This is a genomic window from Micromonospora globispora, from assembly GCF_003857015.1.
GTDB classification, from domain to species: domain Bacteria; phylum Actinomycetota; class Actinomycetes; order Mycobacteriales; family Micromonosporaceae; genus Micromonospora; species Micromonospora globispora.
Map to the genome: position 1 here is coordinate 1 of NZ_QGGF01000276.1, position 10,297 is coordinate 10,297.

Genomic DNA, 10,297 nt, shown 5'->3' on the forward strand with positions numbered 1-10,297 from the left:
TTCCTGGGGTCCCAATGGCCCCGTGCGGACCGTTCGGCAACTCCGTCCGCCGTGTAATGGCCTCCGGCCTTCGTGGTGCCTCTGGTACGTCGAGAACGGGTGAAGGCGTGTCCGCCTGGCCCTGGTCATCTCCGGGACTCGTCACCGCGTCACCTCACTGACCCAGGGGTGACGCGCGGGGCGGGGCGTGGGGTTCGGACCGGCTGACTTTCCGCCCCGGCGCCGTAGGCGGCCGGGGCGGCGGCTCCGCAGGAGCCGTTTGCCGCGCCCCGGCCCGCGCCGCGCGGAGCGCCTTGATCTCAGTACAGGCCAATTCGGCAACAGATCACAGGCAGTTCGGAGCCGGCCAAGACCAACCACGACATCACTCACTCGCTCCGGACGCTGTCCACCCGCAAGCGAGTCGCAACCCCACCCGGCCCTGACGCCCGTCTGGCGCGGGCTCGCCGTGGCAGACCGCGCTCGCTGCTCTCGCCCTACATACACAAAGACAGCCGGCCCCTACTGGCCGACTGCCTCTGCCCTGCCTTATCTCTAAGCCCGGATCCACCGATGTGGTGCGGGGTGAACGTGCTGTGGGTGTGAGAATGCCCTTCTGCGCTGGAAAGATCGGACTTGTCTAGGGTCCATCTTCCAGCCACAAGAAGGGCATCTCGTAGATGCAACTGTCTCACACTCCCGGGAGGCTGTCGGTTGAGTTCGATGAGCCGAATTTGGTGGCCTCGGCGGGGGCAGCAAGAAAACAACGATTAGCCCACTGCCTGGGACGGGAGTTGAGGAGCCGGGAGTAGTAGCACGCACTGCGGCTGGAAGTCGCCCGACCGGTCAGCGCTTCTGCTCGGCGGGCGCCTTCACCCGGTTCAGGCACCGGCCTCGAGCACGGCGAGGTCGCGTACCGCATAACGGTGATGCTCGGCCTCTTCCTTGAGCACCACCTTGAGGCAGCTGCGCACGACGTACTCCCGGTCGGGATAGGGGTCCGCCGGCTTGCGACCACACACCCGTTCGAGCTCGGCCTCGGTGAGCCCGTCGACGACACGCCGCATCGTGGCCATGCGAGCGAGCCGCGGCGCGAGTACCTCGTCGAGCGTCGGGGTGGCTTCGAGGGTGAGCCCGAGCTTCGCCGCTGCGTCGGGCGGCATCCCGCCGTAAGGAAGGCCCAACGGGTGGTACGGCGCATCCTCCTCGAGTACGGCATTGCCGAGCCATGCATCGCCGGCCATCAGCAGGTGCCGTTGGGTCTCGACGAACGACCACTCGCCGTTGACCTGCTCGTGCAGCTTGGCCTCGGGCAGGAGCCTGGCGCGGTCGAGCGTCGCCTCCCATTGCGTCTCGATGGCATCCCAAGCAGCCCGGTAGTCGACGGAGGACGCGGCGTCACGCGCCAGCACCCGCGTGGGATGCTGCCGGTCGAGCTCGGCCTCGACGTAAGCGGTCACGTCGACGTCGTTAACGACGAGACGCTCGAAGTCGCCACCGAGGTAGACGTCGCCCCCATAGCAGTCCACGATCTTCAGGCCGCTGACCTCGCAATCGCGAATCTCAAGGCCGGCAAGGTCGCATAGGTGGATGCGGGCACCACGGAACTGGTCACTCTGGGCGTACTCGGCAGGCATCGAGGCAGTTTCCCGCATCCGTCCCGCCTGCGCCAGTGGGTAGCACAGCGTGAGGGTCGTAGTCAACTGATGATGATTGCGAGAACGGCTCCACCCAGTATGTAAGGGCCAAGACGTTTCCGACGCGCCGGCAGGCGGCGTCCTTTCTGGCCGAGACGGAGACAGCCATCGCCCGCGGTGGCTATGTCGATCCGCACGCCGGCCGGCTGCTGTTCGGGAAGTACGCGCAGCGGTGGCGGGAGTCGCGCAACGATGAGCTGACAACCCGGGCGCGGGATGCATCGATCCTTCGGACGCATGTGCTTCCGCGCTGGTCGGATGTGCCGCTGTTCCGCATCGATCACCTGGCGGTTCAGTCCTGGGTGACCGAACTGGGCGCCCGGCGTTCGCCCGCCACTGTGGCGGAGTGCTTCCGCCTGTTCGCCGCGATCCTTCGCGCGGCCGTCCTCGACCGGCTGATTGGCGTCAACCCGTGCGAGGGCGTGAGGGTGCCATCCCGCCGGAAGAAGGACAGTGATGGACATGTTCTGACCCGCGCTGACCTAATCGGCCGGCTCCTACCGGCGGTCCCGGATCGGTACCGCGCCCTGGTCGCGCAGCCCCGGCACGGTCCCGAAGGCCCCGGTGACCAGCGAACCGAGCGTTGGCCGGCGGCACCGGCCTGCGGTGGGGCGAGTGCACGGGTCTGCGTTGGGAATCGCTCAACGTGACCACGAAGACGGTCGAGGTTGTCCGGGTCGCCGTCGAGGTTGCGGGCACGGTCACGATCAAGCCCTACCCGAAATCACGGGCAGGCCGGCGTGCCGTCCCGGTGCCAGACTTCGCGGCTGACCTGCTGGCGGCCCATCAGGAGGCGTTTCCGGCCGGCCCGCGCGGTGAGGTGTTCACCAACTCGTCCGCCGGTCCGCTGCGGCGAACCCTGTTCCGGGCTCGCGTCTGGCGGCCATCACTCGTGCGCGCCGGCCTGCTCGGAGACGTGAGCCGTCTGGGCCACTTCAAGTGGCGCGCAGCCTGGGTCGACCTGGACGGCGTCAAGTGCTCCGCCGAGTTCACGACCGAGCGGGAAGCCGTCGCACACGTGGCGAAGATAGCGCCGGGCGGGCTGCGCTTCCACGATCTGCGGCACTCGTACGCCACCGAGCTGGTGTCGCGCGGTGTGCCCGTCAACGACGTCCAGGCCGTGATGGGCCACGAGAAGCCGTCGACCACGTTGAACCTCTACACGCACCGATCGGACGGGAGAGATCAACGCATCCGCGACGCGTTCGCTTCGTCTCGCTGACTTCTTCATCGGCGTGTTCAACCTGCTGCCGCTGACGATCCGCTGACTTCCAACGACGACTAGCGATGCAATCAGCAAAAGGCACCCTCGCCGGAGGGTGCCTTTTCTGTGCTATATCGATGGTGGGCGATACTGGGATCGAACCAGTGACCTCTTCGGTGTGAACGAAGCGCTCTCCCGCTGAGCTAATCGCCCTCAGCGCGCATGACTCTACCTGATCGACAACGCAGACCAAAAACCCGGGGTCAGTGCGTCGCGAGGTAATGCAACACCTTCGCCACCAGGTCGATCCCGAGGCTGTACTTGAGCGACAGCCAGACCACCACGGCGACGAAGACCAGCCCGACCGCACCGAGCGCGAACCGCACCGGCAATGACCGACTCGTGACCCATCGGGTCCAGGCGTAGACGTGCCGGCGGGTGAAGCCGAGCAGCCGCCGGGCCCAGTGGTACTCCACCGCCCAGATGCCCAGCCCCGCGATCACCAGCAGCCAGCCGGGTCCGGGCAGCGGGATCAGGGCGATACCGACGGTGACCACGATGGCGCCGGCGATGGCGATGAAGATCTTGAGGGTGACCCGGCCGGTCGGGTTGGAGCGAATCAGGTCGAGGGTGGTGTGCACGCGCCCGCGCCAGCCACCGCGACGGCGCTCGGCGACGGCGGTGCCGCCACCGCGGGACGCACCCCGGGCACCCGAAGGGCTCCGGGATTCCGGCTCCGTCGACACCTCGTACCCCCGCCTTTCGGCTGCTCGGACCGCTCCTTTCGGCGGGTCGGCCATGGTCGTCGGATCGATCGCGGAACGTCTCGCGACCATTTCCACCCCCAGTGTCGCCCGGGACCGTCACCCTCGCAGAGGACTGGACGTTACCGGAGTAAGTCGACGACTGAACCACCCGTTGCCGGGCGGCACCACGGACTGGGCAGAACCGGAAATCCTACAAGAATTTTCACATTCTCGTGGGCTTTCCGACCCCCTTCCCACCACAGGGTGAAGTCAGCGTATGGCGGAGCGTAGCCAGGAGTAGCACCTGAGTATGGGGAAAGCGGGACACGCGCGTTCCGCAGCGGTGCCGGGGGGAGAACGTCCATGAGTGTCATCCGACCGACGACCGTAGAGGTCGAGACGTCGCTAAGGCTCGTCGCGCCTGACGCCACCGCATTGCCGGTGCGTGCCAGTCTGCGTTACGACCCTGCTGACCCGTATGCGGTCCATGTCCTGTTCCACGCCGAATCCGCCGGCGGCGAGGCGGTGAGCTGGTCGTTCGCTCGCGAACTGCTGGTCACCGGGCTCGACGAACCGGCCGGCATCGGCGACGTCCGGGTCTGGCCGTGGGCCACACCGCGCGGCGACTTCGTCGCGCTGGCGCTGTCGTCGCCGGACGGCAACGCCCTCTTCGAGGTCCCGCGCAGCGTCCTCGTGCGCTTCCTGCGTCGGACCTACGTCGTCGTCCCGCGCGGCCGCGAGGCCGAGCACCTGGACGTCGACACGGCGGTGAACCGGCTACTCGCCGGCCGCTGACCACGCACACCGGAGCCGCGCGGATCTGCCGAGTCCGCGCGGCTCCGGCTACCACCGATCGGGTACGCCGTGGGCGTGGCCGATTCAGCCGTGCGTGGTGATGCCGCCGTCCACCGGGATCACGGCACCGGTCAGGTACGCGCCGGCCCGGGACGCCAGGTAGATCGCCGTACCCGCCATGTCCTCGGGGCGGCCGACCCGCCCGAGCGGCACCTGCTGCTCGATGGCCGACCGGGATGCCGGGTCGTCCAGCGCGAAGGCCATCATCTTGCTCTCGAACGGGCCGGGCGCGATCGCGTTGACCGTGATCTGCTCGCCGGCGAGCTGGTGGGCGAGGCTGCGGGTGAGCATGTGCACGGCCGCCTTGGTCGCCGAGTAGGCGTACACCTCCATCCACGGCACCCGGATGCCGTCGACGGACCCGATGTTGATCACGCGGGCCGGGTCGTCGGCGCTGGCTGCCGCGCGCAGCGCCGGCAGCAGCGCGGTGGTGAGCCGGAAGACGGCCTTGACGTTGACCGCCCAAAGCTTGTCGAACGCCGCCTCCGGGTACGACTCCAGCGGCGCGCCCCAAGTCGCGCCGGCGTTGTTGACCAGCACGTCGAGCCGGTCGGTGCGCTCCCGGACGGCGGCGGCCAGCCCTTCCGCGCCCTCGTTGTGGCTGAGGTCGGCAGGGCTCGCCTCGCAGTGCCCCTCCGTGGAGAGCTCCTTGGCCACGGTCTCGCAGACCTCCGCCTTCCGCGACGAGATGATGACCCGCGCGCCGGCCTGCACGAAGCCCCGGGCGATCATCAGCCCGATCCCCCGTGAGCCGCCGGTGACCAGGACCGTCTTGCCGTCGACCGAGAACAGATCCGTCATGCCCATCCCATCGCGAGTCGGCGGGTCGCGGGTGGTCCGCCGACCCGGGCGCTACCGCTCGGTAACCTAGCCCCCCGGTGCGCGCCGGGACAAGACCGCCGTTTCCGGACGCGCGCCGAGATGCGACCTGCGGAAAGGGCAGTTACCGTCGGGACGATGGTCACTACCGGTCAGCTCTCCCCGGCAATCCGCACCGACCTGCCCATGACCGAGTACGACGCCGACGCCATCGTGACCGGCGCTCTCGGTGACCTGGTGCCCGAAGCCACCTGGCGGCGCCCGGTGCTCCTCGATGCGGACCTGTTGATCCTGGTCACTGGCGGACACGGCAGTGCCGAGCTGGACTTCCGGGCGCTGCCCTGCCGACCCGGCACCCTGCTGCGGGCCCACCCCGGTCAGGCACTGCGCTGCCTGGGTGCCCACCTCGACGCCTGCGTGGTGCGTTGGAGCGCCGGCACCCTGCGCGGCCTGGACGTCGATCCGGACACCGTGGCGGCGTACCGGCAGCTCGCCGGGGAGGACGAGGACGCGGTGATCAGCGAGGTCACCCAGCTCGCGGTGGACGCGGAACGGCACCGGGGCGTGCCCGCCGCCCGGGCTCTGCTCCGCCACCAGCTGGCCGTGCTGCTGCTGCGGCTGCACCTGATCGGCGGTGCCGAGGAGCGGCCGGCGGCGCGCGCCGAGTCGGCCACCTTCCACCGGTTCTGTCAGGAGGTGGAACGCGGCTACCAGCACACCCGCCGCGTCGAGGACTACGCCGCCCGGCTCGGCTGCTCGGTGCGTACCCTCACCCGGGCCTGCCTCGCGGTCACCGGCCGCAGCGCCAAGCAGGTGATCGACGAGCGGGTGGCGCTGCAGGCCAGCCGGCTGCTCGCCGCCACCGACGAGCCGATCGCCCAGATCGGCCGCCGGCTCGGTTTCCCGGAGCCGACCAACTTCGGCCGCTTCTTCACCCGCGAGGTCGGGGTCAGCCCGGGTGCCTTCCGGGCCGCCCGCGAGCAGCCGCTCCCGGTTCGGATGGTGCGTCCGCGTCCGCCCGTGGACGCACCGGCGCCCAACGGGCGGGCATGATGACAGGGTGCAGATCACCGCGCGCGGCGACTACGCGGTCCGGGCGGGCCTGAGCCTGGCCACCGCGTACCCCGCCCTGCTGTCGACCCAGGCCATCGCCGCCGAGCAGGACATGCCCCGCAAGTTCCTCGAGGCAGTCCTGGCGGACCTGCGCCGGGCTGGGATCGTCCGGGCGCAGCGCGGCGCCGAGGGCGGCTACACGCTGGCCCGGCCGCCGAAGGACATCACCATCGGGCAGATCCTGCGCGCGGTGGAGGGGCCCCTCGCCGGGGTACGCGGGCTGCGTCCGGAGGAGACGAAGTACGAGGGCGCGGCGGAGAACCTGCCCCGGCTCTGGGTCGCCGTCCGGGCCGCCGTCCGGCAGGTGGTCGACGAGGTGAGCCTCGCGGAGGTGACCAGCGGCCGGCTCCCCGGTCACGTCCGCAGGCTGATCGCCCGTCCCGACGCCTGGGAACCCCGCTGACCACCCCCGCCGGAGGCGATGAGTGCGTGCCTGACCGCCGCGCCTGACGAACGGAAGCGATGACACCGCTGACGGCCGCCGGGAGCGGTGGCGCCAGGGCTGACCGGGCCCGCGACGCCGGTGGTCACCGCAGCGGTCAGAGCGTCCGGACCACCTCCGGGTAGCTCAGCCGGGGCAGCCGCTCCCGCCAGGCGTCCGCCGCGGGCCGGCCGATGTTCATCAGCAGCAGCACCCGGTGCCGCCCGTCCGGCCAGAACTCCCGCTCCACCCCGGCCGGGTCGAAGCCCGCCATCGGCCCGGCCGCCAACCCGGCGGCCCGCACCCCGACCAGGAAATAGCCGATCTGCAGTGCGGCGTTGAGCCGGGCCTGCTCCTCCCGCCCGTCCGGGTCGCCGGCGAACCCGTCCCGGGCCTGCGCCCGGTGCGGGAACAGCTCCGGCAGCCGCTCGTGCCAGTCGATGTCGGCGGCGAGCACCGCGACCAGCGGCGCCGCCGCCGTCTTGACCCGGTTGCCCGAGCTGACGTACGGCAGCAGCCGGGCCCGCGCCTGCGCCGAGCGGAGCAGCAGCACCCGCAGTGGCTGCGCGTTCATGGCCGTCGGGCCGTACCGGACCAGGTCGTGAATCGCCCGCAACTGGTCGTCGTCGACCGGCTCGTCGGTGAACGTGTTGGCGGTGCGGGCCCGCCGGAACAGCAGGTCCTGCGCGGCCGGATCGAGCGCCAACAGGTCCTGCGCCGGTGGGGCGGTCACCACGGCGACGGCCACGGGCCGAAGGTGGTGGTGTAGGTGCCACGGTGGTGGACCAGCGGGTCGCCATCCTCCCCCGCGCCAAGGGCGAGGGGCTCGCCGAGCACGATGGTGTGGTCGCCGGCCTCGATCCGGCGGACCACCCGGCAGAGCAGCACCGCGAGCGCGCCGTCGATCAGCGGCACCCCGAACGGCCCCTGCGTCCAGCCCCGGTGGCGGGCGAACCGGTCGATGCCGCTGGTCGCGAACGTCTTCGCCACCTCCTGCTGGCTGGAGGCGAGCAGGTGCACCGCCAGATGCTCGGCCCGTTCCACGGTCGGCCAGCTCGACGACTCCCGCCCCAGGCAGAACGACACCAGCGGCGGGTCCAACGACACCGAGGTGAACGAGGTGGCGGTGAAGCCGGCCGGTGGCAGCGACGGCAGCTGCCGGCCGCCGGCCAGGCCGGGCGCGGTCACCACGGTGACCGTGGACGCCTGCCGGCGCAGCAGGGTACGGAACAGGTCCCGGTCGACAGGGCGCAGCTCGACGGCACCGGCTTCCGGCCGGTCCACGGTGGTCATGCCGTCACCAGCTCACGTGCGGCGTACGCGCTGGCGGGCCGGGGCAGTCCGTAGTGCTCGCGCAGCGTTCGGCCGGTGTACTCGTGCCGGAACAGGCCACGCTCGCGTAGCAGCGGCACGACGTGGTCCACGAACGCCTCCAGCCCGTACGGCAGCAGCGGTGGCATCACGTTGAAGCCGTCGGCGGCGCCCTGGCTGAACCACAGCTCGATCTGGTCCGCGATCTGCTCGGGTGTGCCGGCAACCACTCGGTGCCCGCGCCCGCCGCCGAGCCGGCCGATGAGCTGCCGGATGGTCAGCTTCTCCCGGCGGGCCAGCTCGACGACGAGCTGGTAGCGGCTCTGGTGCGACTGCACGCTGCTCAAGTCCGGCAGCTCGGGCACCGGGCCGTCCAGCGGCAGCCCGGTGAGGTCGACGCCGGTCATGCCGGAGAGCTGGGAGAGGGCGTGCTCGGGGACGATCAGCGCCTCCAGTTCGTCGGCGAGGGCGCGCGCCTCGACCTCCGTACCGCCGATCACCGGTGCGATGCCCGGCAGCACCTTGACCAGGTCGGGGTCCCGGCCGGCGGCGATGGTCTGCCGCTTGAGCTCGGCGTAGAACGCCTGCCCGTCGGCGAGGGTCTGCTGGGCGGTGAAGACGGCCTCGGCGTACCGGGCGGCGAAGGCGATGCCGTCGGCGGACGAGCCGGCCTGCACCAGCAGCGGCCGGCCCTGCGGCGGGCGCGGGGTGTTCAGCGGCCCCCGGACCGTGAAGTGCTCGCCCGTGTGCCCGACCTCGTGCACCCGGTCGGTGTCGGCGAAGACGCCGGCCGCGGTGTCGAGGACCAGGGCATCGTCCTCCCAGCTGTCCCAGAGCTTGATGGCCACGTCGACGAACTCGGCGGCCCGGCGGTACCGGTCGGCGTGCGCCGGGTGGTCGTCGAGGTTGAAGTTCCACGCCTCTCGCGACTGCGCGGAGGTGACGATGTTCCAGCCGGCCCGGCCGCCGCTGAGGTGGTCCAGCGAGGCGAACTTCCGGGCCACGTTGAACGGCTCGTTGTAGGTGGTGGAGACGGTGGCGATCAGGCCGATGTGCTCGGTCACCGCGGCCAGCGAGGCGAGCAGGGTGAGCGGTTCGAAGACGGCCTGGATGTTGTGTCGGACGGCCGGCCCGACGGCGAGCCCGTCGGCGAGGAAGACCGAGTCGAGGGTGCCGCGTTCGGCGATCCGGGCCAGCTCCTGGAAGTGCCGGACGTCGCCGACCCGGCGCGGGTCGGTACGCGGGTGTCGCCAGGCGGCCTCGTGGTGGCCGACGCCCATCAGGAACGCGTTGAGGTGCAGGGTGCGGGACATGGGTTTTCCTCTCAGGCGGTGACGTCGACGCGCCAGGTGGAGAAGCGGCGTTCCCAGGCGACGAGGAGCTGGTTGACGACCAGGCCGATGGCGGAGATCGTGATGATCCCGGCGTACATGTCGGGGATGGCGAAGTTGTACTGGGCGTAGTTGACGAGGTAGCCGAGCCCGGCCTTCGCCCCCACCATCTCGGCGGCGACGAGCACCAGGATCGAGTAGGCCCCGGCGAGCCGGACGCCTGTGAAGATGGTCGGTACGGCCGCCGGGAGGATCACCTTCTGGAACAGCCGCAGGTGGTTCAGCCCCATCGAGCGGGCCGAGCGCACCAGCAGCGGGTCGACGCCCTTCACCCCGGCGATGGTGTTCAGCAGGATCGGCCAGGAGCAGGCGTAGAGCACCAGGGCGATCTTGGAGGTCTCCCCCAGGCCGAGGATCAGCACGAAAACCGGCAGCAGGGCCAGGGCGGCGGTGTTGCGAAACACCTCCAGCAGCGGGCTGAGCAGCTCGGCGAGGGGCCGGTACCAGCCGATCAGCAGGCCGAGCGGGATGGCGGTGACCACGGCCAGGGCCAGTCCGGTGAGCGAGCGGGTGAGGCTGGCGCCGACGTGGTCGGCGAGCTGACCGCTGGTGAGCAGCGCCCACCAGGCGGTGAGCACCTCGGACAGCGGCGGCAGGAACACCCGGTCGACCAGCCCGGCCCGGGGCGCGGTCTCCCAGACCGCGGCGAGGGCGAGCAGCGCGGCGCTGCGGTGCAGCGCCCGACCGCCGAGCGCGAGCAGCCGGCCGGGCAGCGGGGGCGCGGCAAGGGCGGGCGCCCCCGGGGGCGCCCGCCCTTGCCG

General features: G+C 70.9%; 11 protein-coding genes and 1 tRNA gene. 4 read left to right on the top strand and 8 right to left on the bottom strand.

Annotation, left to right across the window (positions count from 1 at the left end):
* Nucleotides 1-860: 860 nt before the first annotated feature.
* Nucleotides 861-1,616 (bottom strand): DinB family protein, encoded by a 756-nt coding sequence (locus DKL51_RS12945; RefSeq protein ID WP_109945397.1) that lies wholly within the window; start codon nt 1,614-1,616, stop codon nt 861-863.
* Nucleotides 1,617-2,259: 643 nt separating this feature from the next.
* Between DKL51_RS12945 and DKL51_RS36305 the strand changes: the two genes are divergently transcribed.
* Entirely contained in the window at nt 2,260-2,898 is a 639-nt protein-coding gene (locus DKL51_RS36305) for a tyrosine-type recombinase/integrase (protein WP_109945398.1), read from the top strand.
* Between the two features lie 120 nt (nt 2,899-3,018).
* On the opposite strand, the gene DKL51_RS12955 is transcribed toward DKL51_RS36305, so the two are convergent.
* Both DKL51_RS12955 and DKL51_RS12960 read right to left on the bottom strand, forming a co-directional pair.
* Nucleotides 3,019-3,093: transfer RNA gene (locus DKL51_RS12955), tRNA-Val, on the bottom strand.
* Between the two features lie 50 nt (nt 3,094-3,143).
* Nucleotides 3,144-3,716 (bottom strand): TIGR02611 family protein, encoded by a 573-nt coding sequence (locus DKL51_RS12960; protein ID WP_423790590.1) that lies wholly within the window; start codon nt 3,714-3,716, stop codon nt 3,144-3,146.
* A 273-nt stretch (nt 3,717-3,989) separates the two neighbouring features.
* Here DKL51_RS12960 and DKL51_RS12965 point away from each other — a divergent pair, with 273 nt between their 5' ends.
* Nucleotides 3,990-4,421 (top strand): SsgA family sporulation/cell division regulator, encoded by a 432-nt coding sequence (locus DKL51_RS12965; RefSeq protein WP_007457244.1) that lies wholly within the window; start codon nt 3,990-3,992, stop codon nt 4,419-4,421.
* A gap of 84 nt (nt 4,422-4,505) precedes the next feature.
* Here the strand turns inward: DKL51_RS12965 and DKL51_RS12970 are convergent, their stop codons facing one another.
* Nucleotides 4,506-5,282 carry a glucose 1-dehydrogenase gene (locus DKL51_RS12970; protein WP_109945405.1) on the bottom strand — a complete coding sequence of 259 codons (777 nt, stop codon included), beginning with the start codon at nt 5,280-5,282 and terminating at the stop codon, nt 4,506-4,508.
* A 204-nt stretch (nt 5,283-5,486) separates the two neighbouring features.
* On the opposite strand from DKL51_RS12970, the gene DKL51_RS12975 reads away from it, so the two are divergent.
* Both DKL51_RS12975 and DKL51_RS12980 read left to right on the top strand, forming a co-directional pair.
* On the top strand, nt 5,487-6,353 hold the full coding sequence (locus DKL51_RS12975) for a helix-turn-helix transcriptional regulator (protein WP_243420839.1): 867 nt from the start codon (nt 5,487-5,489) through the stop codon (nt 6,351-6,353).
* A gap of 7 nt (nt 6,354-6,360) precedes the next feature.
* A complete protein-coding gene (locus DKL51_RS12980) occupies nt 6,361-6,816 on the top strand; it encodes an RrF2 family transcriptional regulator (protein WP_109945400.1) in 456 nt (151 codons plus the stop codon).
* A 136-nt stretch (nt 6,817-6,952) separates the two neighbouring features.
* On the opposite strand, the gene DKL51_RS12985 is transcribed toward DKL51_RS12980, so the two are convergent.
* From DKL51_RS12985 to DKL51_RS13000, 4 genes are read right to left on the bottom strand one after another with little or no spacing between them, the layout of a single operon-like run.
* Entirely contained in the window at nt 6,953-7,582 is a 630-nt protein-coding gene (locus DKL51_RS12985) for a malonic semialdehyde reductase (protein WP_243420838.1), read from the bottom strand.
* Nucleotides 7,564-8,127, bottom strand: coding sequence for a flavin reductase family protein (locus DKL51_RS12990; RefSeq protein ID WP_109945401.1), 564 nt, complete (start codon nt 8,125-8,127; stop codon nt 7,564-7,566). Before DKL51_RS12990 ends, DKL51_RS12985 begins: the two co-directional genes overlap by 19 nt.
* A complete protein-coding gene (locus tag DKL51_RS12995) occupies nt 8,124-9,458 on the bottom strand; it encodes an LLM class flavin-dependent oxidoreductase (RefSeq protein WP_109945402.1) in 1,335 nt (444 codons plus the stop codon). The genes DKL51_RS12990 and DKL51_RS12995 overlap by 4 nt, the downstream gene beginning before the upstream one ends.
* Nucleotides 9,459-9,469: 11 nt before the next feature.
* The gene (locus tag DKL51_RS13000; protein ID WP_124812085.1) at nt 9,470-10,249 is read right to left on the bottom strand and encodes an ABC transporter permease; all 780 of its coding nucleotides are present in this window, start codon (nt 10,247-10,249) and stop codon (nt 9,470-9,472) included.
* Between the last annotated feature and the right edge of the window lie 48 nt (nt 10,250-10,297).

What these genes read in the sequence shown, in the direction of transcription:
- DKL51_RS12990 (WP_109945401.1), bottom strand. Translation starts at nt 8,127, where the DNA reads ATGACCACCGTGGACCGGCCGGAAGCCGGTGCCGTCGAGCTGCGCCCT.
- DKL51_RS12945 (WP_109945397.1), bottom strand. Translation starts at nt 1,616, where the DNA reads ATGCCTGCCGAGTACGCCCAGAGTGACCAGTTCCGTGGTGCCCGCATC.
- DKL51_RS12975 (WP_243420839.1), top strand. Translation starts at nt 5,487, where the DNA reads ATGACCGAGTACGACGCCGACGCCATCGTGACCGGCGCTCTCGGTGAC.
- DKL51_RS12965 (WP_007457244.1), top strand. Translation starts at nt 3,990, where the DNA reads ATGAGTGTCATCCGACCGACGACCGTAGAGGTCGAGACGTCGCTAAGG.
- DKL51_RS12960 (WP_423790590.1), bottom strand. Translation starts at nt 3,716, where the DNA reads ATGGTCGCGAGACGTTCCGCGATCGATCCGACGACCATGGCCGACCCG.
- DKL51_RS12995 (WP_109945402.1), bottom strand. Translation starts at nt 9,458, where the DNA reads ATGTCCCGCACCCTGCACCTCAACGCGTTCCTGATGGGCGTCGGCCAC.
- DKL51_RS12970 (WP_109945405.1), bottom strand. Translation starts at nt 5,282, where the DNA reads ATGACGGATCTGTTCTCGGTCGACGGCAAGACGGTCCTGGTCACCGGC.